Source organism: Kitasatospora sp. NBC_00240 (assembly GCF_026342405.1).
Taxonomy (GTDB): domain Bacteria; phylum Actinomycetota; class Actinomycetes; order Streptomycetales; family Streptomycetaceae; genus Kitasatospora.
Window position 1 is genome coordinate 898,544 of sequence record NZ_JAPEMU010000001.1, and the last position, 26,454, is coordinate 924,997.

General features: G+C 69.5%; 19 protein-coding genes and 4 pseudogenes. 14 read left to right on the plus strand and 9 right to left on the minus strand.

The features are described 5' to 3' along the window. The first annotated feature begins 501 nt into the window (after positions 1-501). Both OG689_RS03780 and OG689_RS03785 read left to right on the plus strand, forming a co-directional pair. Positions 502-1,914, plus strand: a complete 1,413-nt coding sequence (locus tag OG689_RS03780; protein ID WP_266317147.1) for an NF041680 family putative transposase — start codon at positions 502-504, stop codon at positions 1,912-1,914. Between the two features lie 124 nt (positions 1,915-2,038). Beyond that, complete coding sequence (locus tag OG689_RS03785) at positions 2,039-2,890, plus strand: IS5 family transposase (protein WP_266276092.1); 852 nt, start codon at positions 2,039-2,041, stop codon at positions 2,888-2,890. Positions 2,891-2,943: 53 nt separating this feature from the next. Here OG689_RS03785 and OG689_RS03790 read toward each other — a convergent pair whose 3' ends face one another. Continuing rightward, entirely contained in the window at positions 2,944-3,327 is a 384-nt protein-coding gene (locus tag OG689_RS03790; protein ID WP_266317736.1) for a recombinase family protein, read from the minus strand. 28 nt (positions 3,328-3,355) lie between these two features. After that, positions 3,356-3,793, minus strand: a complete 438-nt coding sequence (locus tag OG689_RS03795) for an ATP-binding protein (RefSeq protein ID WP_266317739.1) — start codon at positions 3,791-3,793, stop codon at positions 3,356-3,358. Between the two features lie 127 nt (positions 3,794-3,920). Between OG689_RS03795 and OG689_RS03800 the strand changes: the two are divergent. From OG689_RS03800 to OG689_RS03810, 3 genes and pseudogenes are all read left to right on the plus strand, one after another. Continuing rightward, positions 3,921-4,121, plus strand: a pseudogene (locus OG689_RS03800) (ISL3 family transposase); the annotation flags it as partial. A gap of 844 nt (positions 4,122-4,965) precedes the next feature. Next, the gene (locus OG689_RS03805) at positions 4,966-6,111 is read left to right on the plus strand and encodes an RICIN domain-containing protein (protein ID WP_266317740.1); all 1,146 of its coding nucleotides are present in this window, start codon (positions 4,966-4,968) and stop codon (positions 6,109-6,111) included. Positions 6,112-6,377: 266 nt separating this feature from the next. Next, on the plus strand, positions 6,378-6,563 hold the full coding sequence (locus OG689_RS03810) for a hypothetical protein (RefSeq protein WP_266327775.1): 186 nt from the start codon (positions 6,378-6,380) through the stop codon (positions 6,561-6,563). On the opposite strand, the pseudogene OG689_RS03815 reads toward OG689_RS03810, so the two are convergent. The 7 genes and pseudogenes from OG689_RS03815 to OG689_RS03840 form a co-directional block, all read right to left on the minus strand. Beyond that, a pseudogene (locus OG689_RS03815) lies at positions 6,511-6,699 on the minus strand (hypothetical protein); the annotation flags it as partial. The gene OG689_RS03810 and the pseudogene OG689_RS03815 sit on opposite strands and share 53 nt — an antisense overlap. Next, positions 6,697-6,867: pseudogene (locus OG689_RS44725) on the minus strand (transposase family protein); the annotation flags it as partial. The pseudogenes OG689_RS03815 and OG689_RS44725, both read right to left, overlap by 3 nt. 139 nt (positions 6,868-7,006) lie before the next feature. Further along, positions 7,007-8,278 carry an ABC transporter permease gene (locus tag OG689_RS03820; protein ID WP_266317742.1) on the minus strand — a complete coding sequence of 424 codons (1,272 nt, stop codon included), beginning with the start codon at positions 8,276-8,278 and terminating at the stop codon, positions 7,007-7,009. A 5-nt stretch (positions 8,279-8,283) separates the two neighbouring features. Beyond that, complete coding sequence (locus OG689_RS03825) at positions 8,284-9,084, minus strand: ATP-binding cassette domain-containing protein (RefSeq protein ID WP_266317744.1); 801 nt, start codon at positions 9,082-9,084, stop codon at positions 8,284-8,286. Between the two features lie 64 nt (positions 9,085-9,148). Beyond that, positions 9,149-10,249, minus strand: a complete 1,101-nt coding sequence (locus OG689_RS03830) for a substrate-binding domain-containing protein (protein ID WP_266317745.1) — start codon at positions 10,247-10,249, stop codon at positions 9,149-9,151. Positions 10,250-10,485: 236 nt separating this feature from the next. Beyond that, the gene (locus tag OG689_RS03835; protein WP_266317746.1) at positions 10,486-13,746 is read right to left on the minus strand and encodes a glycoside hydrolase family 3 C-terminal domain-containing protein; all 3,261 of its coding nucleotides are present in this window, start codon (positions 13,744-13,746) and stop codon (positions 10,486-10,488) included. Positions 13,747-13,867: 121 nt separating this feature from the next. After that, a complete protein-coding gene (locus OG689_RS03840; RefSeq protein ID WP_266317747.1) occupies positions 13,868-16,255 on the minus strand; it encodes a ricin-type beta-trefoil lectin domain protein in 2,388 nt (795 codons plus the stop codon). 402 nt (positions 16,256-16,657) lie between these two features. On the opposite strand from OG689_RS03840, the gene OG689_RS03845 reads away from it, so the two are divergent. From OG689_RS03845 to OG689_RS44730, 9 genes and pseudogenes are all read left to right on the plus strand, one after another. Beyond that, entirely contained in the window at positions 16,658-17,743 is a 1,086-nt protein-coding gene (locus OG689_RS03845; RefSeq protein WP_266317748.1) for a GntR family transcriptional regulator, read from the plus strand. A 229-nt stretch (positions 17,744-17,972) separates the two neighbouring features. Then, a complete protein-coding gene (locus OG689_RS03850; protein WP_266317749.1) occupies positions 17,973-18,212 on the plus strand; it encodes a polysaccharide lyase family 8 super-sandwich domain-containing protein in 240 nt (79 codons plus the stop codon). A 21-nt stretch (positions 18,213-18,233) separates the two neighbouring features. Further along, positions 18,234-18,491: an RICIN domain-containing protein gene (locus OG689_RS03855; RefSeq protein ID WP_266326848.1), complete on the plus strand. Its 258-nt coding sequence runs from the start codon at positions 18,234-18,236 to the stop codon at positions 18,489-18,491. 350 nt (positions 18,492-18,841) lie between these two features. Continuing rightward, positions 18,842-20,593: a ricin-type beta-trefoil lectin domain protein gene (locus OG689_RS03860; protein ID WP_266317750.1), complete on the plus strand. Its 1,752-nt coding sequence runs from the start codon at positions 18,842-18,844 to the stop codon at positions 20,591-20,593. 818 nt (positions 20,594-21,411) lie between these two features. Further along, on the plus strand, positions 21,412-21,936 hold the full coding sequence (locus OG689_RS03865) for a glycoside hydrolase family 88 protein (RefSeq protein ID WP_266317751.1): 525 nt from the start codon (positions 21,412-21,414) through the stop codon (positions 21,934-21,936). A 302-nt stretch (positions 21,937-22,238) separates the two neighbouring features. Next, the gene (locus OG689_RS03870) at positions 22,239-23,654 is read left to right on the plus strand and encodes a hypothetical protein (RefSeq protein WP_266317752.1); all 1,416 of its coding nucleotides are present in this window, start codon (positions 22,239-22,241) and stop codon (positions 23,652-23,654) included. Positions 23,655-24,123: 469 nt separating this feature from the next. Then, the gene (locus OG689_RS03875; RefSeq protein ID WP_266317753.1) at positions 24,124-25,080 is read left to right on the plus strand and encodes an SIS domain-containing protein; all 957 of its coding nucleotides are present in this window, start codon (positions 24,124-24,126) and stop codon (positions 25,078-25,080) included. Further along, on the plus strand, positions 25,073-26,038 hold the full coding sequence (locus OG689_RS03880; protein ID WP_266317754.1) for an ROK family protein: 966 nt from the start codon (positions 25,073-25,075) through the stop codon (positions 26,036-26,038). The genes OG689_RS03875 and OG689_RS03880 overlap by 8 nt, the downstream gene beginning before the upstream one ends. After that, positions 26,038-26,388: pseudogene (locus OG689_RS44730) on the plus strand (PfkB family carbohydrate kinase); the annotation flags it as partial. The gene OG689_RS03880 and the pseudogene OG689_RS44730, both read left to right, overlap by 1 nt. Between the last annotated feature and the right edge of the window lie 66 nt (positions 26,389-26,454).

Here is a 26,454-nt window from a genome sequence, read left to right on the forward strand (position 1 = left end):
GTGCCGGCCGCGTCCTGCCGATGCCGCCGACTCCCGTCGGCTTCACCTCTCGGGCCCCTGACGGGGCAGCCTTGACGGCGCCGACCTCGTGTCGCCGTCCCACGAAGCTTGTCGACTCGACCGGCAGGTCGGCATCACCCCGGCGTGTCCGCACGGGAGCAGCAATACCTGCACGTAAGACCGACCGGCAATTGGGGGGGTGGGTGAAGGAGCGGTGTTCGGGCCGAGTCTGGCAAGGCGGAGGAGGGAGCAGCAGCGGAGCTGCGGCGACTGACGACAACGCAGTCCAGGCGACAGCCCGGGCGCCGCGACGCCGCCCCCCAATTGCCGGTCGGTCTAAGCTTGAGTTTTAACCTTCCGTGATCGCCTGATGCCCGATCTGTTCACCCACATGGGGATTCGCCGGAAATGGCGACGACCTCTGGTTCACGCTGTGTGATGTCGAGTCTCACAACGGGTCGGAGGTCGTCGGTGTCCAGTGTGGTCCATGCGGCTGTGCAGATGTCGGGTTTGGTCGAACTGTCCTCCTTTCGGATGGAGTTGTTCGGTGCGTTGCCGCGCCGCGCGGACGCGTTGTTCGAGCTGGTGGACGCGGTGCTGTGTGCGGACGGGCCGGTGGTGTCGCTGCCGGAGTTGAGCCTGGAGTCGGTGCACCGGCGCGGCCACGGGGCGATGTACGACGCTCTGGCGAACGGCCGGATCGATGTCGGACGACTGCGGCTGGCTCTGGCCGCGCTTGAGTTGCCGCGCGGGGCGGATCGGCAACTGTCGATCGCGGTGGACGTGACGCCCTGGCCGAGGCCTGACGCGGAGTGCTCGCCGGCCCGCCTGCACTGCTACCGGCCGTGCCGGTGCGACGGCGTCCGGCAGACGATTCCAGGCTGGCCGTACCAGGTCGCCGCCGCGCTGGGCGGCGGCCGCTCGTCCTGGACCGGGGTGCTCGACGCGGTCCGTATCGGGCCTGGCGACGATCCTACGGCGGTCACCGCCGCCCAGATCCGCGACCTGCTGGAACGGCTTCGTGAGGCCGGGCAGTGGCGCGACGGCGACCCCGAGGTGCTGTTCGTCCTGGACTCCGGCTACGACATCGTGCGCCTGACCTGGTTGCTGCGCGAGGAGCCGGTGCGGCTGCTCGGCCGGATCCGCTCCGATCGCGTGATGCACCACCCGGCCGGCCGCCGCAAGGGACCGTGGCCCGGCCGGCAGCCCCGCCACGGGGAGGAGTTCCGCCTCGCCCACTCGGCCACGCATCCGGATCCGGTCCAGGAGTCGGCCACCCGCCATGACCGGTTCGGCGCCGTGACCGCCCGCTGCTGGGGGCGCCTGCACCCGAAGCTGGAACGCCGCCAGGGCGGCTGGACCGGCCACGAGGGCGAACTTCCCATCGTCGAAGGCACGTTGGTTCACCTGGTGGTCGAGCACCTGCCAGGCAACCGGGACCCGAAACCGTTGTGGCTGTGGCATTCGGTCCCCGACGCGACTGCCCACGATGTCGACCGGCTGTGGCGTATCTTCCTGCGGCGATTCGACCTCGAGCACACGTTCCGCTTCCTCAAGCAGACTCTCGGCCTCACCCGGCCCCGCCTCCGCCACCCCGAACAGGCCGACCGGTGGGCCTGGCTCCTCGTGGCCGCCCACACGCAACTCCGCCTCGCCCGTCCCCTCGCCGAGGACCTCCGCCGCCCCTGGGAGAAACCCCTCGACCCCGGCCGCCTCACCCCGGCCAGGGTCCGCCGCGGCTATCACCGGATCCGCCGGATTGTCGGCACTCCCGCGAACCCGCCGAAAGCCACCCGCCCCGGCCCAGGCCGCCCCACCGGCAGCACCTCAGCCCCCGCACCCCGCCATCCCGTCGGAAAAAACCAGAGCAAAAAGGACAACCCCTCGACCGGAACGCCGAGGGGCAACCTTTAAATTCAAGCTAAGACCGACCGGCAATAGGCAGTCGCTGTCGCACGTAAGGCGGGGTGGATGCAGTACGGGCACGGGTCCACGTGATCATGGAGTTCTCTACGCTCAGTGATCACGAAGGACGGCCGTGCCCGCGCTGCCATCTTGCCTGCTCGAACCCCTCTGGGACCAGTTCGCTGCACTCTTGCCTGCCCGGGAAGCGTTCGTCGCGAACCATCCGCTGGGCTGCCACCGCCGCCGGATCGCTGACCGGACGGTCTTCGAGCACATCGTGCTCGCGCTGGTCCACGGCTCCGGCTACGAGCGCGTCTCCACCCCTGGATGCTCCGACCGCACGATCAGGCGGCGTGTCAAAGAGTGGGCCGAGCAAGGGATTTCCGAATCTGTGCACGCTCTCGCGCTCGAGGCCTACGACCGGATGATCGGCCTCGGTCTGGGCGAGATCTCGGTGGATGGCTGTATCACCAAGGCCCCGTCCGGCGGTGACAAGGCCGGGCGCTCGCCGGTCGACCGGGGCAAGCAGGGTCTGAAGCGCTCCGTCGCCACCGACGCCTGCGGCGTCCCGCTCGGGATCGTCTCCGACGGGGCCAACCGGCACGACTCGCCCCTGCTCGGCCCGACCCTGGACGCCGCCAAGGACCAGGTCGGCGCGCTGCCGGAAGCCGTCAACGTCAACCTCGACCGCGGCTACGACAGCGCCAAGTCCCGTTCGCTGATAGCCCAGTTGGGCTTCACCGCGGAGATCGCCCGCAAGGGCGTGCCCGCCCCGATCCAGGCCGGCAAGCGCTGGGTGGTCGAGCGCACGCACTCGTGGATGAACGACTACGGCAAGCTCCGGCGCTGCACCGAGAGGAGCGGCAGCGTCGTGGACTTCTACCTCTACCTCGCCGCCGCCCTCGTCACGCTCCGCATGCTGATCCGCCGGGCAACGAGCCGCTACCGCTGGGACGGCCGGCCCACCACCCGACGCCTCAAGTGATCCATTTGCCGGTCGGTCTAAGCCAGGTCCGTACGTTCGTCAGCGCGCGGGGACTACCGCACGAACAACACCTCCGACGCCTGGACCGGCCTACTCAGGCAGGGAAACTCGATGATCCGGCAGTCGGCGGCAGCGATCATGTCGACGAAGTCGGTCGTCGTCATGCCGTCCGGCACCAGGACGGCCGATCGGGAAACCAGCACAGCCTGGAAGACGCCGGCCTCCACGAGATCCAGCAGAGATGCCAGTGCCGGCGGCGTCTCCCCCGGAAGCGGTCCCGTGTCCTCGAAGAACGACGGCCCCGGCAGCCCGAGCAGAGCGGCGAACCTGCCCAGCTCGTATCGGTACCAATCGATCTGCGAGGCGCCGGAGGGATTGCATCGCAGGTAGGCGGCGGCGGGGCGCTCCCCGTGCTGAATCGTGGCTGTGACATCCATGGCGTTCTCTCCTGGGGTTCCCGACAGCTCAGTGGGCGAAATGGGCGATGACCCGAGTGCCGGCGGCGGTGGTGGTCCTCGTCCATGCCGTCGCGTATGCGCCGACCAGTTGCAGACCTCGTCCGAACAGGGCGTCGGCGTCCGCTTCGACGGCGCGGCGGCCGGCGCGAGCCCTCCACCGGCCGGTGTCCCGGACCTCGGCCGTGACGCCGGCGCGGCCCCGGCCGAGGACCAGCGTCACCTCCGGGCTCCCGCTGTGCAGCACCACGTTGGTGACCAGCTCGGTGACCACCAGGCAGAGCGCCTCCTCGACCTCGTCGGGCAGCAGCCAGCGCCGGGCCACATCCCTGGCGAAACTCCGCAGCGCGGTCACGGACTGCGGAACCGCAGCCACTGCGCACACTGCCGGGTCCGACGGGGAGGAGCTCGCCACGAAGGACGGGGGCTGGACGGCTTGGGTGGTCATCGGGACTCCCAGAGGCAGACAAATCGGGCGATGTCTCAACGTTCGCTCGGCCGAGCGCCTCACACAGCCGTAGAACTACCTGTTCCCCGTGTTCCTCTACCCAGGGGACCGTGCCGGCGTCACGCATCGGACGGTGGCGGACGTGCCGGTGGACGGCCGGCAGGTCGTCGTCCCGGCGAGGCTGCAGCGGCTGGTGTGCCCGGTGCTCGGCTGCTCACGGCAGACGTTCCGCGAGCAGGTTCCCGGCGTCGCGGAGCGCCACCAGCGCCGCACGCTCCGTCTCGACGACCAGCTCGGATCCGTGGTGAAGGAGTTGTCGGGCCGGGCGGTGCCCGCCTCCGGAGTCCGGGCTGGAGATGTTGCGGGAGGCGGAGGTGCAGGCGGAGGCGGCCCGGCAGCGGCTGGAGCACACGCGCGGATCGCCCGCGAGGAGGTGGCACCTGTTCGCCGAAGGGCCGACTGCGGGCCGGGTGGGTGACGAGGCGTCACCAGCGCCGGACGTGGTGGAGCGCGCGGCTGGCCCCTGCGTGAGCGGGTCCTGTTCAGTCCGGCCCGCCCTGGCCCGGTGGCATCTCCGCTTTCAGCTCGGACCTTGGACCGGCCATTGACCGGTGGATTCGGGCTGAGGGCTCAGCTGGAACGCCTCGCGCAACCATTCGCTGGTTCGAGCACTGCAGGCCTCACCGGCAAACGCTGCCTCTTGATTGAAGTGGAAGAAGCCAACCCGCAGCTGTTCGTCCCCACCTTGACGACGCCAGCTCAATTGGCCGATTGATGTGCTCCATCACCTCTTGACCGGGGCCGGCCACAGCGCGAGCCTTGTGGGCACCGCTCTTCCGAGGCGTCGTCCCCGGCCCACCGAGACGGGCCTCCCACTCGCACTTCCTGGAGACTGCCGCCGATCGGCGAAGCCACTTCCCGGCCCTTTCTCGCACATCCCGCGACATCCCCGGCCGTTGGAACGCGCCAACGAGGCGACCAGAAGGCTCGTGGGAACCAGAAGGCTGATGGATCCGATCCTGGCCGATCGTCGCCGACCCGACTCATCGGCACCCGATCGTGAGATTCCCCCGTTCCTCTGCGGGACACCCGAGGACCGAGATCCTTCCAGAGGTGGACATTCCGCAGACTCCGCGAACTCCTTCCCTATATCAACTGAACGGATGAAACACATGTCAAAGCGTGCGAAGGGCCGCTTCGCCGGGACCGCGATCGCCGCAGCCGGGCTTCTGCTGTGTGTGTCGGACCCGGCCGCCGCGGTGACCGGTGGAGGCAATGTGTCAATCGGCTGGTCGATCCCGAACGCCCCTTCCTCGGGGTTGACCAACATCACCTTCCCTATCACCGTCAACAGCGCCACCGCGCACCAGGGCGGCATCTATTTCGCGCAACAGTTCAGTTTCGGCAGCAACGTTGGCTACATCGGTCTGCAGCCGAGACTCAACCAGGACGGGAAGGAGCGCCTGCACGGCGTCTTTTCCGTCTTCGGTGACGGGACCTCCAGCGCCGACGCCAACTGCAAGCCTGGTGCCGACAGCGGCTCGGGGGTCAGTTGTGGCGTGGACTTCGACGCCGTATACGGCCACAAGTACAACCTCAAGGTCGCCCGCACAGGCACGGACACCTGGACCGGGACGGCCACCGACAGCGCCACCGGCACGTCGATCCACATCGGCACCTACACGCTGGCACCCATCAGCGGCAATCTCGGCCGTTACCAGGCCGGCTTCGTCGAGTACTACCTGCAGGTCCCCGACTGCGCCATGATGCCCCGGTCCGACGCGGTCTTCGGCGGCCCCACCTCCACCGACGCTGGCGGCCTGACCGGGAAGAGCACTGCCAACTCCGAGTACGGTGGCGATTGCCTTGGCCAGGCGAACTACCAAGCTGCACAGAGCGGCAACGACGCCCATGTGACCCGCGGGTTCACAGGAACCAGCGCGTCAACGCTGATCTCGAAGGCGTCCGGCAAGTGCCTGGACGATTTCAATGCCAGTACCGACGGCAACCCGGTCGGCATCTGGTCATGCACCCACGGGGACAGCCAGACGTGGACGACCTATCCTGGCGGTCGGCTCGCCGGCCAGGCTCGCTGTCTCGATGCCACGCGCCAGGGCACTACCGCGGGCACAAATCTCATCACATGGCAATGCAACGGCGGCACCAACCAGCAATGGTCACTCGAGTCCGACGGCACCATCCGCGGCGTCGCGTCCGGGCTTTGCGTGGGTGTCGTCAACGCGTCGACCTCCAACGGGGCGAATGTCGAGCTCCAGAACTGCAACGGAAGTTCCGGCCAGCAATGGACGCGCGGCTGATCCTGTCGTCGTCATTCCTGTCCCACAAGATCAGGTGCGACAACGACGACGGGGGCAGGGCTGTTCCAAAGTCCTGGTGAGCACGTGAGTCCGCAGGTCACGGTGGTGCGGGGTTTCCGGGTCGGACCGTCACGCATGCAACGAAGCTCCGGTTGAACGGGGTGACCTTCCCAAGTCGCCCTGAACCACCGGGGCTTCGCTGCGCCGCCAGTCTGCCACCGTCTGCCGCCACGATCCGCCAGGTCATCGGACCGGACTCGGTCGCCGTGGACGGCAGAGCCGCCCGCGGCTCCCGTCACGACACCTCGACCGCCGCCCACCTGCTGGCCGCGATGACCGCAGACGGCCGGACCGTCACCCAACTGCGGTTGCCCGACACGACCAACGAGACAACCTGCTTCACCGCGCTGCTGGTGAACCGCACCGGCTTGGCCGGAGACCCCGTGGTGTGACTGTGACCAGCGGTTTCGTGGCTGTCAGGTAGTAGTTGGCTCCGTATTCGACAGGCGGGACGTGGCCTGTCCCACCGTGGAGTCGGCGGTGGTTGTACCAGTTCACCCACTCGGCGGTGGCGGGCTCGACCTCGGCGGTGCCCACGCTGATCCGGAGGCCGGCCGCGACCTGGGCCAGGGTGTCGTGCTTGCGCAGGTACACCACTGCAACCAGTGCCCGCTGGGAGGGGCGGAGCTTGCACCGGCGGTCACCCTCCCGGGTGACGACGAGGGCTCCCCGGTGGATGAGCGAGGTGTCAGGCACCTCCCTCGACCACCTGGGAGCCCTGTCCGTTGCTCCCACGTCCACGGCCGGCCGGCCGTCACCCGATCGCTGGCCGCCCAGAAAAGGCTCAGTTCTGCGAAGTGGCCGAGTCGGCGACCGAGCCGTCAGACCGACCGGACTATCGGCCGCTCACCGCCGACCTGCGCCGCGAGAGCGCGTCGACACCGGCGGCGAGGACGAGTACCAGTCCGGTCACCACGAACTTGACCCCCGAGCTGTAGCCGAGCAGGCCCATGCCGTTGTCGATGACGGCGACGACCGCGCCGCCGACGACCGCGTCGACCACGCGTCCCCGGCCCCCGAAGAGGCTGGTGCCCCCGATGACCGCCGCGCCCACCGCGTAGAGCAGCGTGTTGCTGCCGCCGGCGTTGGGGTCGACCGAGTTCGCCCGGGACGCGGCGAGGACACCTGCCAACGCGGCCATCGTGGACCCGATCACGAACACCGAGGTACGGATCCTGGCGACCTTGATGCCCGCCCGGTGAGCAGCCTCGGCATTGCCGCCGACCGCATAGATGTGCAGGCCGTAGCGGGTGTACCCGAGGACGAACGTCAGCACCGCCAGCAGGGCCACCAGGATGGGCACCACGATGGGCACGCCCTTGAGGCTCACCACCAGGACGTTGCGGCTGCGCTCCTGGTTGAGGATCGCCACGGCGGCGGCGGAGACGAGCGCCACGCCGGCGGTCTTCGCCACGGCCACCGCGACCGGCTCTGCCGCCAGCCCCTTTCGGCGGCGGGATCGGGCGGTGAGCGCCTTGAGAGCCGCGTATCCGCCGGCGACGAGGACGAACAGGACCCAACCGAGGGACGGCGTCAGGTTCTTGTTCTGGATGGCGACGATCGTCGGGTCGGTGACCGGGATGTTCCCGCCCTGCCCGATGATGATGAGCACCACGCCCTGGAAGGCGAGGAAGCCGCCCAGGGTCACGACGAAGGACGGGATGCCGACGCGGGCGACGAGCGTTCCGAGCAGCAGTCCGACGACCGCTCCGGTGGCGATCGTCGCAGCCAGCGCGGCAGGCAGGGGCCAGCCGTGCTTGGTGAGGGTGACCGCGAGGACGGCGCCTGCGACACCGCTCACGAAACCGGCCGAGAGGTCGATCTCACCGAGCAGCAGGATGAACACCAGGCCCATGGCGATGGTGGTGATCACCGCGCCCTGGGTGAAGAGGTTCGCGAGGTTTCCCTCCGTCAGGAAGGTGGGGCGCAGGGCGCCGAAGACGGCGCAGAGCACCACCAGTCCGAGGACGGCCGGCAGCGAGCCCATCTCCCCGCCGCGCAGCCGCGCACCGTATGCGGCGAGGTGGGACGCCAGGTCCGATCTCGGCACTCGGCCCCGGTCGCCCTGCTGGGTGGTCGGGTTCCGGCTGCCCGTGGACTCGGTCACGGAGGTCATTCCTGGGCTCCGTCCGTCGTTTGGGTGATCTCTCCGGTCTGTTCGGGCGTCAGCCCGAGATCCCCGGAGCGCCCGGCCGTGATCAGCTGGACGATCCGGGTGTGGTCGACGTCCTCCCGCTTGACCTCGGCCGCCATTCGCCCGAGGTAGAGCACGGAGATCCGGTCGGCGACGCTGAGCACGTCGTTCATGTTGTGGGAGATGAGGATGACGGCGAGACCGGCGTCCGCCAGCCGCCTCACCAGGTCGAGGACCTGGCTGGTCTGGGCGACGCCCAGGGCGGCGGTGGGCTCGTCCAGGATGACGACTCTGCTGTTCCACAGCACGGCCCGGGCGATGGCCACCGTCTGCCGCTGCCCGCCCGACAGGCTTGCCACGCGCTGCCGCACGGAGCTGACCGTGCGGACGGAGAGTCCCGCCAGCGTCTTGACGGCCTTCTCCTCCATCGCCGTCCGATCGAGAACCAGGCCGGAACGCTCTTCCCGTCCCAGGAACATGTTCTCGACGATGTCGAGGTTGTCGCAGAGGGCGAGGTCCTGATAGACGATCTCGATGCCGAGGGCCGAGGCGTCGCGTGGCCCGTTCACCTTCACGGAGCGGCCGTCGAACCGGAAGGTGCCGGAGTCGATGGGATGGATCCCACCGATGCACTTGGTGAGCGTCGACTTTCCGGCTCCGTTGTCGCCGACCAGCGCCATGACCTCGCCCGGGTAGGCGTTGAAGTCCAGGTTCCGCAGGACGTGGGCGGGGCCGAAGCTCTTGTTCACCTGTCGCAATGACAGGATTGGTTCAGTCATGTCTTCTTCCTCGTCGCGCAGGCCGTCGCGTCAGCGAGCCGCTGTGCGACGGACCTTGGTCGCTCTAGCTGATTCCGGCCTGCGAGCACTTGGCGGCGTACTCGCCGGCGCACAGCTCGTCCTTGCTCACGAAGCCGTCGGCGACGACCGTCTTGATGGTCTCCTTGGTGACCGCGACCGGCGTCAGGAGCACCGAGGGGACGTCCCGGTTCCCGACCGGGTCGTGCGCGGTCGCGGTGGTGGCGCCCTCCTTGCCCTGGGCGAGGGAGACGGCGAGATCGGCGGCGGCGTCCGCCTCCTGCTTGACCGCCTTGTACACGGTCATGCACTGGTCGCCGTTGAGGATGTTCTGCAGGCCCTGAACGGTCGCGTCCTGGCCGGTCACGGGGATCCTGCCGTTCACGCCGTTCTTCTTCAGCACCGCGATCGCGGCGTTTCCGAGGCCGTCGTTGGCCGCCAGCACGCCGTCGATCTTCCCGCCCTGCTGGGTGAACATCTGCTCGAAGACGGTGCCGGCCTGCTGGTTGTCCCAGTCCGGAACGGACTGGTCGGCGACCGTGGTGTAGCCGGCCACCTTCGACAGCACACCGTCGTAACCCTGCTTGAAGAGCGCGGCGTTGTTGTCCGTGGGCGAGCCGTTGAGGTAGGCGATGTCGGCGCTCGACCTGCCTTCCGCGGCGAGGCACTTCTGCAGGCCCTCGCCCTGGAGCCTGCCGACCGCCACGTTGTCGAAGCTCACGTGGTACTTCGCGCTGCCGCCGAGGGTGAGCCGGTCGTAGTCGATGGTGGCCACGCCCTGCTGCTTGGCCTTGTCCAGGACGGCCTTTCCGGTGCCGCTGTCCAGGTTGACGATGACCAGCACCGTCACACCGTCGGTCAGCATCTGGTCGGCGATGGTCTGGAACTGCGCTTTGTCGCCCTGCGCGTTCTGGATCTCGTAGGGGAGGCCTGCGGCCTTGAATGCGGTCTCCAGGTACTTCCGGTCGGCGGACTCCCAACGGGCCGAGGACTTCGTGTCGGGGAGGATCACTCCGATCTTGCCCTTCACCGCGTTCCCGGTTCCGGCGCCGGCCGGCGAGGCCGAACCGCCGGAGCCGCAGGCCGCCAGGGCCAGGAGCAGCGGAAGCCCGGCGGACAGGCACGTCGAAGCGGATCTCTTGATCATGGAATTCGTCTCTCTCAGGGTGATGACGCGTCACGCGGAGAACTGCGGTGGCCGCCCGCCATGGGTCCGCGGGGCCAATTTGTCAGTCCGCAAAACTTATATGTGCGCGAAGCCCGGACTGTCGATGCCCGGCTCGGTAACGATTGCGAAACGCCGTCCACACAGCGCGGCGCACGACGACAGAGAGGCGTCCGGGTCATCCCCCTACGGGACGGCCCGGACGCCTTGCTCTGTGGTCAGCCGACCTTGGTGAAGGTGTAGCTCTGTGCTGCTGCGCCGGTATAGGGCTGCTGGGTCAGCAGAGCGCCGTTGCTCGCACTCGCCTCGGTGACCACCAGGCCGCTGCTGGCCGATTTCAGGGCGTAGCCACCGCCGTGGGAGTCGATGCTCCAGCGCTGGTTGGTCGCTCCGGTACAGGTCCACTGGATGACGGCGGCGCCTGCGCTGCCCGAGGCGTGCCGTACGTCCATGCACAGTCCGGAGGCGCCGTTCTTCAACTGCCAGGTGCCGTCGCTGTTCTGCGTGGCGGTCCACTGCTGGTTGGTGCCGCCGTTCGACGCCCAGCCGTCCAGCTGGGTGTCGGGGGTGGTAGTGGCCCTCGGATCGTCGATGGCCTGCCCCGCGGCCGTGATCTCGTAGACGCCGCCGTTCACCAGCGGGTCGGTGACGACGATCGGGACCGACCCGTTGACGCCGTTGACCGTGACGGTGATGGTCGCGGTGCCGGCACCGACCGTGGTGACCTTGCCCGCGCTGCTGACGGTGGCCACGGAGGTGTCACTGCTGCTGTACGAGACGGTCGCGCCGCTCAGGTTGACGAACGACTGGTCGCTGTTGACGGCCTCGACGACGTGGTCGGCGGTCACGCCCAGGTTGCGGTCCTGGGTCGTGCTGCCGGTGGTGTCGTCCTTGATCCAGCGGTTCTTCCCGGTCAGGTCGATCGTGTCACCGATGTTGTACACGACGCTTTCCGGCTGCACTGTGACGTACTGCACCCTCGGGGTGAGGGCGCCGGAGACGGTGACGTCCGCCGTGGAGGCGATGGCCGCCGAGCTGGAGCCGACCTGGAACCGGTAGGTCCCGTCGTAGACCACCGACTTCATCGCCGAGGAGTCCCAGAACGCCAGGTCCGCGATCTTGACCGGCAGCGTGATCTTCTGCGCGGCGCCGGGGGCCAGCACCTGGGTCTTCTGGAACCCGGCCAGACGCTTGGCCGGCAACGGAACGGCGGTCGTTCCGGCAGGGGCCGTCACATTGGGAGTGGCCGCGTACAGCTGGGCGACGGCCGCACCGGACACGGAACCCTGGTTGGTGACCGTGAAGGTCACGTTGACCGTGCCGTCGGCCGTGACGGAGCTCTTGTCCACCGTGGCCGCCGAGTAGGCGAAGTTGGTGTAGCTGAGGCCGTGGCCGAACGGATAGGTCGGAGCGCCGGTGAAGTACTGGTACGTACGGCCGAGCCCGCCGGTGGCTGCCGGGGCGAGCCCGTAGTTGCTCATCGCGGGCAGCTGGGAGGCGTCCTTGTACCAGGTGAAGTTCAGGTGGCCGGACGGGTTCTGCTTGCCGAGCATCACGTTGGCCAGCGCCGTGCCCTGGCTCTGGCCGTTGTAGCCGCTGAAGAGGATCGACGGGATCGGCGCCTGGATGTCGTCGATCTTCACCGGGCTGTTGGACTGGATGACCATGGCGGTGTTGGGGTTGCCCAGCGCCGTCGTCTGGGTGATCAGCGAACGGTAGTTGCCCGGCATGTCCAGGTTCGAGCGGTCGACGTTCTCGGTGGCGTTGCTCATGCTCGTGCCGACGAAGAGCACCACCAGGTCGGCGTTCTTGATCGCGGTCTGCGTGGAGGCGCTCAGCGTGGCGGCCGAGGTGGAGGTGCTGGAGGTGCCGGCCGCGTCGAACAGGATGTTCGCGCCCGGGTTGGCCGCCTTGATCGCGCTGGTCAGCCCCTGCACCGCGTTGACCTGGGTGGTCGGGGTTCCGGAGTAGCCCCCGAGCGTGACCTTGTTGGCCATGTCGCCCAGGATCACCACGTTGTTCAGCTTCGCGGCGTTCAGCGGCAGCAGCGGGGCCGTGGCCAAGGCCGGCTTGTCGTTCTTCAGCAGCACCAGGTCGTTGGTGGCCACCTTCTCGGCCAGCGCCTGGTGCGCCGGGCTCTCGATGTTCGCCTTGGTGATCGAGGTGTAGGGCACGCTGCTCGCCGGGTCGAACTCACCGGTCGCCATGCGCATGGCGAAGACCCGCGTCAGCGCGGTGTCGATGACGCCGTCGCTGAGGATCCCGACGTTGATGGCCGCCTGCAGGTTGGCCACCGTGTTCTCGCCGCCGTCGCAGTTCAGGTAGGTGCCGGCCCGCAGCGCGTACGCCTGGGCCCCGGCCTTGGCCGAGATCTTGGCCCCGGTGGCGGTGTTGGTCCAGGTCGAGTTGTCACCCAGGCCGTCGGTCGTCCAGCCCGGCGGGGCCCAGTTGTGCCCGGCGACGGACGAACTCGCGGTGGGCAGGTCGTAGACGGTGGCGATGGCACCACAGTCGCTGGTGGTGTACCCGCCGAAGCCGTAGGTGCGCTGCGCGATCTGGTTGTTCGTGTAGGTGTCGACCACCGCCGGGGTCCCGTTGATCGCGTTGTACGACGTCATCAGACCCGAGACGTGGGAGTCCTCGATCAGGCTCTTGAACTGCGCGGTGTAGTAGTTGCGGATGTCGGCGTCGGTGGCCACCGAGTCGGCGGCCTTGCGCATCTTCTCGACGTCGTTCAGCGCGAAGTGCTTCGCGGTGGCGGCGACCTTCAGATAGCCGTTCGTGGACTGCCCGGTCGTGGTGTTCCCCTGGTAGCCGTTGACGAACGCCCCCGCCATCTGACCGACCAGGTACGGGTCCTCACCGAAGCCCTCGTCATTGCGGCCCCAGCGCGGGTCGCGGTCCATGTTGACCGTCGGCGCCCAGAACGTCAGCGAGCCGTAGTCGCTCTTCGACCTGCCGATGTTGTTGGGGGCGACACCGAAGAGGCTCTTGTCGAGGTATCCGCGGGCCTCGTCGGAGATCGCGGTGGTCTCCTGGTACATCAAGTCCTTGTCCCAGGACATCGACGAGGCGAAGTTCACCGGGAAGCTGGTCGCCGGGGGGTGGTCCGATCCCCCGGCGACGTTGGTCCCCGCGCCCAGGTAGTTGATCCCGTGCGCGCCCTCACTCCAGTACATGTAGTCCTGCACCCCCAATCGGGGGATCGCCGGCGCGATCTGGACGTTCAGCTGCGCCGCCTTCTCGGCGAACGTCATTCGCGACACGAGGTCGGCCGCGCGTGCCGCGAACGAGTACGAAGTGTTCAGGTAGACCGGAGTGCCGACCGCGGCGGTCGCGGCCGGCGCCGCCGTGGCAGAGGTCTGCACCTGGAGGCCCGTCCAGGCCAGCATGATCGCGCACGCCGTCCCGGCAAGGACCCGCCTGCGCCTGGGTACGAGACTGGTGGGCACGACGGGCCCGAGCTTGGAATTACGCATGCTCCCTTTTCCTTTCTGCGGAGAGGTCGGACGGAGGGGCGGGCGGGGGTGCCCGCCCCTCCGGGACGCCGCCTTCACGAGGCGGTGTCAGAGCGTTGTCAGGCGGATGCGCGGAGCATCCCTACGGCAGGGTCCACTTCTGATTGAACCCGCCGTTGCAGTCCCAGATGTCCAGCTGGGTCCCGTTGGTGGCGGTGCCACGGGGATCGTCGAGGCAGCGTCCGGACTGCGTGCCCTTCAGCGTGCCGTCGGGCTGCGGGGTCCACTGCTGGTTGGCACCGCCGTTGCAGTCCCACAGGTCGACGAGGGTCCCGTTCGCGGTGCCGCGGCCGGTGACGTCCAGGCACTTGCCGTTGACCTGCAGGGTGCCGTTGGTGAAGGTCCACTTCTGGGCGTTGGTCCCGTTGCAGTCCCAGATCTGGACGTGGGTGCCGTTGACGTTGGAGTTCGCGTTGTCGTCGACGCACTTGCCCGGCACACCGGAGGTGATCGGGCCGGTGTGGGAGGAGACGGTGCCGGCAGTGAGGGCGAAGTTGTCGAACTGCTCGGTCTGGTAGCCGGTGACGCCGAGGCCGGCCGGGCCGCTGGTGTAGGTCGCGTCCGTGGCCGTGCCCACGGTCGTACCGTCGATGACCACGGTGAGCGTCGAGCCCTCCATCTTCAGCGCGATGGTGTGCCAGGTGTTCGTGCCCAGGGCCGCCACGGTCCCGCTCGCCAGCTGGGTCCAGGCCCACGTGGTGCTGCCCGCGTTGTTCGGGTCCGGGACGGTGTCGCTTCGCTTGATGGTCCACGCGCCGGTGTCCGAAAGCTGCAGGTGGTAGGCGTTCAGGCCCTGGTTGTTCTTGCCCTGCGTGCCGATGCGGCCCAGTACCTCGACCGTTCCGGCCTGTTCGAACAGGGCGTCCGTGCCGACCGTGTAGTTGCTCCACGAGCCGTCGCCCATGAAGGTGTAGGGCGCGTGGTAGCTCTCGTGGGTCCAGTTGATCGGCTGGGTGGGCGCCATCTGGCGCAGGCAGGTGCCGGCGCGGGAGGCACCGCAGGTGTGCGTGGCGAAGGCGCCGTTCATGTCGGCGAAGTACTTGGGCGAGGTGCTGGCGGCCGCGGTCTCGAAGTTGTCCGAGTACGGCAGCGCGAGCGGGGTGGCGGCGGGGGGTGTGGCGGTGCCCTTGCCCTGACCGGTGGTCGTCGTGACCGTGTAGACGTAGCCGGGCTGCAGGGTCAGCGTGTAGGTGCCGTTGACGGGCGTGACGTCCGGGGCCTGGACGAAGTGGTCGGCGGAGTTCGACGACTTCAGGTTCGTCGCCCAGACGTGCACCTTGCCGGTGGACAGGCCGCCGCTGACGGTGAACGTCGCACTCTGCAAAGCGGTGGCGTCCATCGTCTCGATGACGGTGCTGTAGTCGGTGTTGTTGGTCGACTTCAGCGTGACGTAGCTGCCGTTCGCCTTGGCTCCGCCGAGGTAGCCGCCGGCCGAGTCGATGTAGTGCCAGCCGGGCTTGGTGAACTGCGTGGTGTGCGCGGTGGCCCAGGTGGTCCTGCCGATCCGGTAGTTGCCCGACCAGGGCTGGGCCGCGACCGACATGCCGTCCGTGGAGAACGTCTCGTTCGGGTACAGGGCGGCGATCACCGGCCAGTTCATGAACGAGGTCATCCTGCCGTCGATGTAACCGCGGTTGATCGCCCGCGCCACGGCAGCGGCTCCGGTGTCGGTGTCCTGGGAGCCGTTCTCGCTGGCCCACAGCGGCTTGCCGAGGGCCTGCGCGGTGGCGGTGCTGTTGCACGTGGCGCCGCTGCTGAGGTACCCGCAGACGTAGTGGGACCCGACGACGTCGACCGCCGCCTTGAACGCCGGATCCTTCGCCATGTCGTCGGCGACGCCCCAGCCGAAGCCGTCGTCCGCGACCACCTTGGTCGAGGTGTAGCCCTTCGTGTTCAGCGTGCTCCGGAGGTTCTCGTACCAGGTCTTGTCGTAACCGCGCTCGTTCCAGCCCCCGATGTAGTCGATCGACAGGTCGTGCTGCGCGGCGCAGCCGAACCAGGACATCAGGTAGTCGATCATGTCCTGGGACCAGAAGTTCCCGCCGCCGATCCAACCCGGCGCGCCCCATGCGAGGCCGTAGAGCTTGATGCCGGGGTTGCGCGCCTTGGCCTGCTCGGCGACCCACCACTCGTAGCCCTGGTTGCAGTCGACGGCACCCTTGGTGTGTTCGATGGAGGCCTCGGCGCCGTCGGTCGAGTTGGTGTCGCCGCCGATCTCGATCTTCAGGCTCTGGAGCGAGGCGCCGTAGCCGGGCTTGAACAGGTAGTCGAGCAGCTGGCTGCGCTGCGGCTCGGGGTAGTCGATCAGCAGGCGGGAGTTGCCGCCGCCGCCGGACGCAGCCCCGATACCGTCGAACGTCAGGCCCGGCTTGGTGCCGTCGATCGTGATGGACGTCAATGTCGCGGCATGGGCGATGGTCGGCACACAGACGCCGATCATCGCGGTGAGGACCGCGAGGACCGCGCCCACCGCTCCGCTGGGTAAAAAGCGTGGGCGTCCTCGGTGTATGGACATATCAACTCTCTTGATTGGGACGACTGTTGATCATGGCGTGATCGATGGCGACACAAGCAGAGGAGGGCGACCGGACCACCGGCGGCACCGATGGTCCGAGCTTCCGAGAGCGTTTTCCGAGCGCGTGCGATCACCGCGCTGTGCTCCAGGAGGCCGACGGATCCGTTGAACGGCCAGAACGGTAGGCAGCGAGGTCCGGGCGGTCAACGGCCGGCGACCGGATGACCGGGCGGTTGAATTCATGCGCAGTTCATTGGGCGAACACCCCGTTGACTTCCGGGTCACCGCGGCAAATCATGGGCTGACCCGCAGGCGCCTCCTCGGCGGCCGCTGAGCAGTACCCACAAGGAAGTGGTGATGGTGGAGGGGCCCGCCGAGTTGAAGTTCCTGGCACTCGCCGACCGGCTGCGCCGGGAGATCCTCGACGGCATCCGGCAGCCGGGCACCCGCCTGCCGACCGAGAAGGAGTTGGCCGCGGACACTGCGGTCTCGATCAGTACGGTCCGGCGCGCTGTGGACAACCTGGTCGCCGAGGGGCTGGTGGACCGGCGCCAGGGCTCGGGGACGTATGTCCGGACACCGCAGGTCACCAAGGCGCGTAGGCTCCTGATGGGTGTCGTCGTACCGTCGACGACGTTCTACTACCCACACGTGCTCAGGGGCATCGAGGAGGTGCGCGCGGAGGCCGACGCGCGCGTCGAGCTCGTCTGCTCCGGGTACGACCAGCGACTCGAGTGCAAGCTTCTGCACGAGATGCTCGACGCCGGCGTCGACGGGCTGTTGCTGACACCCACGCTCACCGGCCCCGAACCCACCGACACGTACCTCAGCCGACTGGCCCAACTCCCCGTGCCCGCAGTGCTGATCGAGCGACGCGACACCTCCCTGAGGGCCGCCAACGACAGCGTGTGCACACACCACGAAGCCGGGGCGTACGAGGCGGTCGGGCATCTGGCCCAGCTCGGGCACCGCACCATCGGCCTGGTCCTGCGATCCCCCAGCCCCACCGCCGATCCGGTCGCGGCAGGCTATCGCCAGGCGATCGCCGAACTGGGCGCCGTCCCGATCCGGTTCCAGGCATCGCTTGAGGAGTGGGGTCCGGCCACCGCCGACCGTGCCCTCGCCCACCTCCGCTCCGCCGGATGCACCGCCGCCCTGTGCTTCGGCGACCGCCAGGCCGCCCTCCTGGTGTCCGCGGCGCGCCGCGCCGATCTCTCCGTCCCCGGGGACCTCGCCCTCGTCGCCTACGACGACGAGATCGCCGACATCCCGGACGTGCCCCTCACCGCCGTCGCCCCGCCCAAGTACCTCGTCGGACGCACCGCGGCCGAACTGCTGCTCCACCGCCTCCGCCACCCCGACCACCCGCCCCGCAGCATCCTGCTGCGGCCCGGCCTCACCATCCGGCAGTCCTGCGGAGCGGTCGTTCCAGCAGAACGGTGAAGACGGTCGGCCGCACCCCCGCGCGCCGGGTGCCCGCGACCGTGTCCCGAGTCCCGAGTCGCGCCGGCAGTTCGGCACGCGCACTGCCCACCGGCAAGGAGCCTGCACCTGGACACACCCTTTCCGCCGCCCTGCACCGCTGCCGGCTCCTGCGGACCGATCTTCCCTACGGCTCGGTTTCCGCGACGGACGGGTACATCGGCGCGAACCCGCCCGCACCCAAGCGCTGGTGAACGATGCCACGGTCGTGGCCGGTGTCGAGCCGCCCGGCGCGACGGTCTTCCACGGCATGGACCGCGCGATGGTCCGCCGGCCCGGCTGGGCTGCCCCACTGAGCCTGTGCTCCGCGCGCACCACTTTCTACGAGACCGGCAACGGCGACAACCTCCGCGGCTGGCACACCAACAACGGCGTGGTCACGTGGTGGGGCTCCGACTTCGGCAACGGGCACTGTTCCGAAGCTCTCTGACCTACCGTCAATCCGTAATGGCTGTCCGGTGCCACCAAGCAGCTCGCCGACGCGGCGCGCGGGGCGCGGGCCACCTCCAGCCCCGCCATGCCCTGGGCCGGCGGCACCACCCAGCGCTGGACACTGGCCGGCGCCGGCGGCGGCTACGTGAAGATCTTCTGCGTCCGGTCCGGGAAGCTCCTTGCGGTGCAAGGCGATGCCGTCGCCGACCTGGCCGCCATCGTGCAGCAGAGCGACTCGGGCGACCCGAGCCAGCAGTGGCAGCGGATCGCCGTGTGACCAACGGTCGGCGCCGCACGCACCTCATCTCGCGGTCGGCAGGCCGGCTTGCTGTCGCCGCAGCAAGCGGGCAGCGCGCCCGCGGCACCGGCACCGGCACCGGCACCGGGTGCAGTACGCCCAGCCCGCCGCACTCGCCACCGAGCACCCCATGAATGCACGTTTCTGATCGAAAAGGCGAATCTCTTGCCAATAATGAACATCTGGCGATAGAAAACAACCGCCAGCCCCCGCCTCCCCACCTCCGGCTTCACCCCTACCGAGGTGACGGTTAATCAGCTCTGGACGAGACGGGCCCTTCTGACATCCGCAAGCGCCGCCTTCCTCACTCCGGTCAGGAGACCAACCCCATGGCAAACCCCCGCCGCGCCATATCCCTGAGCTCAGCCGTAGCGATGGCCTGCGCCGTCGTCGGCATGTCGAGCGCACTGCTCGTCCCGAACGCAGCCGCGTCGCCGACCGCGACCAGCCCGAACGGCAACTCGCTGGCCGTAACGCCGCCGATGGGCTTCAACAACTGGGCGCGGTTCGGCTGCACGCCCAACAACCCCAACACCGGCGACGCCGGCGTCGGTGAGACCCTGATCCTCGCCCAGGCCCATGCGCTGGTGGACAAGGGGCTGAAGGCCAAGGGCTTCACCACGGTCACCGTCGACGACTGCTGGATGGGCAACAGCCGCGACGCCGCCGGCAACCTGGTCGCGGACTCGACCAGGTTCCCGCGCGGAATGGCCTACATCGGCCAGCAACTGCACGCACTGGGACTGAAGTTCGGCCTCTACGAGGACATCGGCACCTATACCTGCGGCGGCTACCCCGGCAGCTGGAACCACTTCCAGCAGGACGCCGACTCCTTCGCCTCCTGGGGCGTCGACTACATCAAGCTCGACGGCTGCAACATGCCCTCGGCCTCGAACAACGCCGCAGGCTACAGCCAGGCCTACAAGGACTTCGGCGCGGCGATGAAGGCCAACAGCAGCAAGCGCGACATGGTGTTCTCCGAATCCTCCCCCGCCTACTTCTACATCGGCAAGTCCGACCTCGCGGACTGGTACAGCGTGATCGACGCCGCCAGCAAGAGCGGCCAGCTGTGGCGCGAGGGCTACGACGTGAAGATGTACAACGCGGCGGGATCCGCCTGGTCCAAGACCGGCAACCAGGCCGGCGTGCTCACCCAGTACGGCTACAACGCGCCCCTGGCCCGCTACTCGGCCCCCGGCAGCTGGAACGACCCGGACTTCCTCATCACCGGCGACCACCTGACGGACGACGAATCCCGCAGCCAGCTCGCCCTCTGGTCGATGATGGCCTCGCCGCTGATCCTCAGCACCGACGTCTCCGCGCTCTCGACGGCGTCGCTCACGACGCTCACCAACAGCGACGTCCTCGCCATCGATCAGGACACGCTCGGCAAGCAGGCCGGCATCGTCTCCCAGAACGGCACAATCGACGTCCTCGCCCGACCCCTGTCCAACGGCGACCGCGCCGTCGCACTGCTCAACCGCAGCTCCACCCCGACCACCGCCGGTACCACCCTCAACGGAATCGGCTTCGCCGGCGCGAGCTGCTCGGCGACAGTCAAGGACCTCTGGTCGGGCACCACGTCCACGACCAGCGGTGCGATCAGCGCGACCGTCCCCGCCCACGGCACCGCCATCTACCGCATCACCCCCGGCACCGGCTGCACCGGCCAGCAGCCCACCGGCCAGCTCACCGGCATCGGCGGCACCTGCGTCGACGACGCGTACGCCGCCACGGGCCCCGACAACCCGGTCACCCTGTACCAGTGCACGGGTGGCACCAATCAGCGATGGGCCCTGCCCGGCGACGGCACCGTCCGCACCCTCGGCAAGTGCCTCGACGCGGTCTACCAGAGCACCGACAGCCGCTACGTCGGATACTGGGCGAAGCTGAACACCTGCGACGGACGGGCCACCGAGCAGTGGGCCTACCAGCGCAACGGCTTCCTCAAGAACACCGGCCTGAACCTCTGCCTGGACGACTACTACTCCCTCACCACGAACGGCAACCCACTCATCGTCGACGGCTGCGGCATCTCCAAGGCCAACCAGCAGAACCAGATCTGGGCCCTGCCCCAGTAGCGGCGACCCACCGCAGGTCTGTGCGAGACCGGGAAGTCGCACAGACCTGCGGTGTCACGCCCGGGCGCAGCCCCGCCACAACCAGCCGCAACCCGCAGGGTGGAGATCTGCGGTGGCGAGCGAACCGACCGCCGTGCCGTCGTTCAGCGCGAACACCGCCGGGAGGTCCGACCGGCGGGCAACGAGCTCGCGGGTGGCGGCCCGCCCGCCGGCCGCGGTGAGATCCGGCTGGGCCGGCCCTGCTGATCGTCCAGGGCGCCACCAGCCAGGACACCGCCACGTCGCTGCTGCCGCTATATTCCGCAGTCCGGCAAGAGGCCGCTGTCCTCCGGACCCGGCACGACTGCGTCCCCCTGTCGAAGATTGACCTAAGGGGGTGGTGTCACCGGGCCCGGTGCTGTGGTCGGAGACGCTGACGAGAGGTCCGACCACCGCCTGGTCCGACGTAATGCCGGACGGTCCGCGGGCGGCAGGTCTGCTCTCTGCCAGGGCCGTCCGGATACCGACTGGTGATCATCTGTCCCTCCAGGGGCGACCAGCACCACGTCCCGCGCGAGCGAGGACCTGCGGGGCAACAGCGCCGCAGGATTTTCGTGGGGGCGATTGCGCAGTTCAGCAACGGACTCGGCAGGCGGGGCCCGAGTCGGTCGGGCCCGTCGCAACAAGCCATGACGGGCGGCAGCGCGAGGCCGCGACCGCGTTCCGGATCAAGGTGAACGAGGGACCGGCGCTGGGCGTTCAATTCTGTCGGTTCTCGCCCTCCCCTCAAGACCCTCCACGGAAGAGGCAGTTCGATGAACCGACGAACGTTGCTTGGTATGACAGGCACGCTCGGCGCCGCGGTCGCCCTCGGCGTGGTGGACCAGGCGCCCGCCGCGGCGGCGACGGCTGCGGACCAGTTGCCGAGCCGGGCCGACGTCATCTCGGCCATGACGCTGGTGAACGACTACTGGATCAAGGGAAACACGAACCCCGGCACCAATCAGTGGGCCCCGGCCACCTACCACTGCGGCAACATGGCGCACTACCGGCTCACCCGGACCCAGAAGTACCTCAACTACACGGTGGCGTGGGGAAAGCAGAACAACCACGGCATCGACGGCGGCACCACGACGCGAAACGCGGACAGCCAGTGTGCCGGACAGGTCTACCTGGACCTGTACCAGGAACACGGACGACTCGAACCCCGCTCCGGCACCTTCGCCACGAGCAGCAAGAGCTACTGGACGACTGGTTCACCGCCGCGCCGACCACCGGCGACACGGCTGCGGCCACGACGCAGGCCGCCGGTGGTGCACCGCTGGCGGGGAGCCCGAGTGACACGACCGTCTTGGCGCTGGTGATCGGGATGTCGGCCCGCCGCCCGGTGGCGGTGTGGGCCAGCGTTCCGGTCGGTGTGTTGACGCGCAGTCAGCGGGGCCGTTCGCGTGAAGAACGAGAGATCGCGGACAGAAATCTCTGTTATCCGAGCCGGCCTCGCGGATCTCCTGAAGCGGGAGACGAACGCAGCTCCCCGCGCCCGGGCTACCGACACCCCCGCGGCCCTCTCCACAGCGCGAAGCCTCATGATCTCCAGTCCTCGCCACGAACCGAGGCTGGTGACACCCGAGGCCCGCCGATCTGAAGCAAATGAGGAGAAACGCACATGGCAAGCAGCCGTTCCACGAGGAGCCGGACCGGAGCCTCAGCATCCGCCGGCCGCGCCGGGGCCGCCCGGACACCCGCCGACGGTCCGGCACTGGTCCGCGCCGCACACCGCGGGGCCGTCCGGATCGCGGCGGCCAGCACGGCCGCCACCGCACTCGCGCTCTGTGGGCCGGTGGTCGGCACTGCGGCGGCGGCCGATCCCGCCCCGCAGACCACCGACCGGCACGTGGTGGTGCTGGTCAACTTCCGCAACAGCGCACTGTCGGACCCCGGCGCGGATCGCACCAAGGCCGTCAGCAACTTCTTCGGGCCCACCGGTTCCCTTGCCGCGTACTACGCGGCCAACTCGGACAACCGCATGACGGTGGTGCCGGCGAAGGGGGACGGTGTGTTCGGGCCGTTCACCCTGGACGTGGACAGCTCGGGGTGGGACAAGTCCGGGTGTGACAGCGGCAAGGTCGCCGAGCTCGCCCGGAGGGCCATCCCCGACCTGACCTACGACCACCTGTCGATCGTCATGCCCAGCACGAAGGCGTGTGCCTGGTGGGGACTCGGGAGCCAGCCGGGGCCCACGACCTGGTTCCAGGAAGGAGCCGTCAACGACCTGGCCGCCATCGTCCACGAGGCCGGGCACAATCTCGGGTTCGCCCATGAGGAACGCCAGGTCTGCACGGCCGGCAGCTTCAGCGTGTGCACGGCCGACGAGTACAGCCGGCGGACCCCCATGGGCGCCGGCGGTTCGAAGAAGGGCCTGTCCGCACCCGAGCTCCTGGCGCAGAAGTGGCTGACCGCCCAGCAGGTCAGCACACCCCGGACGACCACCACCGTCCACCTCGCGCCCCTGCACGCCCCGGCGAATGCTTCGGGGACCCGGGCGATCGATCTGCCGCTGGGCACCAAGGGCGACCGGATCGTCGTCGAGTACCGTACTCCCGACTCCGGTCTGGACGGCGACGTTCCGCGGGGCGTCGACGTCTTCCGAGTCCCTCAGGGGAAGTACGACCACGCGGTCATGATCGGCAACACCAAGCAGGAGGACAAGACCACCGCGGGCTCGTTCACTGCGGACACGCCACTGGCCGACACCTCGGCCCACATCTCCCTCAGCGTCGTCCGGATGACCGACCAGGGCGCCGACGTCCGGGTGGACCTCGGCGCCGACCAGGCCCCCAACGTGTCCGCCACCACCCCCACGCCGGCGCCCGTCCAATCGACGCAGCAGGCTGACGACACCCGCCTCATCGGCTCGACCACCACCGCGACGCCGTCCCCCGCCGCCGCAGCCGACGGCCCCGCCCTCGCGTCCACCGGCGCGAAGGTCCTCACCCCCACGCTGATCGGCGGCACGCTCCTCGCTGTCGGAGGCGCCGCTGTACTGCTGGGCAAGCGCCGGACCCGGCGCCGGCGGCACTGACCTCCTCCGCGCAGCCCGCGCGGGCCGTGCGCCGGCTCGATTGGAAGCCGGTGCACGGCCCGGCGCTTGCCCGGTGACGATGGACAAGTGCCGGCGGTCGTCGAGCGGTGATCGCGCAGCCGGTGCCCGTGAACACCGCGACGGACGGATGCCCGCCGGTCCCCCCGGGCGATTCTTCGCCGGTTCCGTCATCGCCGTCCTGCCCGCGGTCGCCCGATCGCGTTCATCGAACGCCAGGTCGCCTCCGGGCCGACGGCCGGATCAGTGAAGCACCCAGACGTTGAGGCACCACCGCGGCCGGGGCCTTCGGGCACCCCTCCCGCAGCGCTCGGCGTTGCCGGCCCCGACCTGCCTGCCGCCTCTTCTGCGCAGGCCCACAGCACCCTCTTGCTCATTTCTGCTTAAACCTGCTACTAATCGAGCATTAGCGAGCATCGATTCTTGCCTGATCCCCCGAAGGAGCCTCGGCATGGCTACCACCTCCTCGTCCCGCACCACGGTCGAGATCGCCTCGCAGCCGACCTGTTGGAGGCAGGCTGCCGAGTCCCTCGCCCAGCACAGCGCGGCCCTGCCCCGTCGCGGCGAGCGCGTCGCCGTCGTCGGCTGTGGCACCTCCTGGTTCATGGCCCAGTCCTACGCCGTCCTGCGCGAGAGCGGCGGACACGGCGTGACGGACGCCTTCGCCGCTTCCGAGTTCCCGCAGGGACGCGGCGGTTACGACCGGATCCTGGCGATCAGTCGCTCGGGCACCACCACCGAGGTGCTGGACCTGCTCGACCGGGCCCGCGAGGCGGGCGTGGCCACAGCCGCGATCACCGCCGATCCCGCGACGCCGATCATGACCGCCGCCGACGCCGTGGCCGTTCTGGACTTCGCCGACGAGGAGTCGGTGGTGCAGACCCGCTTCGCCACCACCGTGCTCGCGCTGCTGCGCGCGCACCTGGAAGCCGAGGGCGCCCTGCCGGCCGGCGTGCGGACCGTCATCCGGGCGGCCGACGATGCCCAGCGGGCCGTCGAGGCGCCGCTCGCCGCCGAGCTGATCGGCGCCGAGCAGTTCACCTTCCTCGGCACCGGCTGGAGCTACGGGCTCGCTCTGGAGGCCGGCCTGAAGATGCGCGAGGCGGCCGGCGCCTGGACCGAGGCCTACCCCGCGATGGAGTACCGGCACGGGCCGATCAGCATCACCGGCCCCGGCCGGGCGGCCTGGATGTTCGGCGCCCTGCCGGCCGGGCTGGCCGAGGACATCGCCCGGGTCGGTGGCACCCTGGTCGCCGACTCCCAGGACGCGCCCGAGCAGCTCGACCCGCTGGCCGACCTGGTCCGGGCCCAGCGCCTCGCCGTCGCGCTGGCCGAGGCCGCCGGCCTCGACCCGGACCGCCCGCGCAACCTCACCCGCTCGGTGGTACTGGAGAACACTGGTGCGTGACGACATCGACCGCGGTGCCTGCGTCATCGCCTTGGACGTCGGCGGGACGGGCATGAAGGGCGCGCTGCTCGACCACGCGCTGCGCCCGGTGCTGACGCTGCGCCGGCCGACCCCGCGCGCGGCCGGCCCCGACGCCGTGCTGGACGAGATCGTCGCCGCCCTGGCCGCCCTGGCCGAGCGGGCCGCCGAGCACGGCCTGCCGGTCCGGCAGGCCGGCGTGGTGGTGCCCGGCATCGTCGACGAGGAGCTCGGCCGCGCCGTCTACTCGGCCAACCTCGGCTGGCGCGACCTGCCACTCGCCGAGCTGCTGGCGCGGCGCACCGGGCTGCCGGTGGTACTCGGCCACGACGTCCGGGCCGGCGGGCTCGCCGAAGCCTCCCTCGGCGCCGCCCGCGGCAAGCGGGACGTGCTCTTCGTCGCGATCGGGACCGGCATAGCCGCCGCCCTGCTCACCGACGGCCGACCTGTCCGAGGTGGCGGCTACGCGGGCGAACTGGGCCACCTTGTGGTCGACCTCGACGGCGCGCCGTGCGGCTGCGGCGGCCGGGGCTGCCTGGAGACGGTGGCCTCCGCGAGCGCCGTCGCCGCCGCCTACACCGCCCGCTCGGGCCGCTCGGTGCAGGGGGCCGAACAGGTGGCGGTGCTGCTCGCCCAGGGCGACGCCGACGCCGCCGCGGTCTGGGCGCGCACCGCCGATGCGCTCGCCACGGCCCTGGCCAGCGGCGTAACGCTGCTCGCCCCCGAGCTGATCGTGCTCGGCGGCGGTCTCGCCGAGGCCGGCACGCTCCTGCTGGAGCCGGTGCGCTCCGCCCTCGCCCAGCGGCTCACCTTCCAACGGCGCCCGGAGTTGGTCCGCGCCGGACTGGGCGACGAGGCCGGTTGCCTCGGCGCCGGGCTGTACGCGTGGCAGGCGGTGGGTCAGCCGGTCTCGTCCCGGCAGACACCGGCGGTGTCATGATGATCCTCACCGTCACGCTCAACGCCGCCCTGGACGTCACCTACTTCGTCGACGGCCTGGTCCCGCTCAGCTCGCACCGCGTCGACGAGGTGCACCAGCGCGCCGGCGGCAAGGGCGTCAACGTCGCCCGGGTGCTCGCGGCCCTCCGGCATCCGGTCACCGTGACCGGCCTCGTGGGCGGTCCCACCGGGGCCCTGCTCCGCCGGGAACTGCGCACGGCCGGTCTGCACGACAACCTGGTGCCGGTCACGGGCGACTCGCGGCGCACCCTCACCGTGGTCTCCCGCCAGGACGGCGACGCCACCGTGTTCAACGAGACCGGGCCGGTCGTTCAGCCGGAGGAGTGGCGCGCCTTCACCACCCGGTACGCGCTGCTGGTACGCGACGCCGACGTCGTCGTGCTCGCCGGCAGCCTG

Coding starts and splice junctions, on each gene's coding strand:
- OG689_RS03825 (WP_266317744.1), bottom strand. CDS start 9,084: ATGACTGAACCAATCCTGTCATTGCGACAGGTGAACAAGAGCTTCGGC.
- OG689_RS03835 (WP_266317746.1), bottom strand. CDS start 13,746: ATGCGTAATTCCAAGCTCGGGCCCGTCGTGCCCACCAGTCTCGTACCC.
- OG689_RS03795 (WP_266317739.1), bottom strand. CDS start 3,793: ATGACCACCCAAGCCGTCCAGCCCCCGTCCTTCGTGGCGAGCTCCTCC.
- OG689_RS03780 (WP_266317147.1), top strand. CDS start 502: ATGTCGGGTTTGGTCGAACTGTCCTCCTTTCGGATGGAGTTGTTCGGT.
- OG689_RS03860 (WP_266317750.1), top strand. CDS start 18,842: ATGGCAAACCCCCGCCGCGCCATATCCCTGAGCTCAGCCGTAGCGATG.
- OG689_RS03845 (WP_266317748.1), top strand. CDS start 16,658: ATGGTGGAGGGGCCCGCCGAGTTGAAGTTCCTGGCACTCGCCGACCGG.
- OG689_RS03865 (WP_266317751.1), top strand. CDS start 21,412: ATGACAGGCACGCTCGGCGCCGCGGTCGCCCTCGGCGTGGTGGACCAG.
- OG689_RS03830 (WP_266317745.1), bottom strand. CDS start 10,249: ATGATCAAGAGATCCGCTTCGACGTGCCTGTCCGCCGGGCTTCCGCTG.
- OG689_RS03870 (WP_266317752.1), top strand. CDS start 22,239: ATGGCAAGCAGCCGTTCCACGAGGAGCCGGACCGGAGCCTCAGCATCC.
- OG689_RS03875 (WP_266317753.1), top strand. CDS start 24,124: ATGGCTACCACCTCCTCGTCCCGCACCACGGTCGAGATCGCCTCGCAG.
- OG689_RS03790 (WP_266317736.1), bottom strand. CDS start 3,327: ATGGATGTCACAGCCACGATTCAGCACGGGGAGCGCCCCGCCGCCGCC.
- OG689_RS03805 (WP_266317740.1), top strand. CDS start 4,966: ATGTCAAAGCGTGCGAAGGGCCGCTTCGCCGGGACCGCGATCGCCGCA.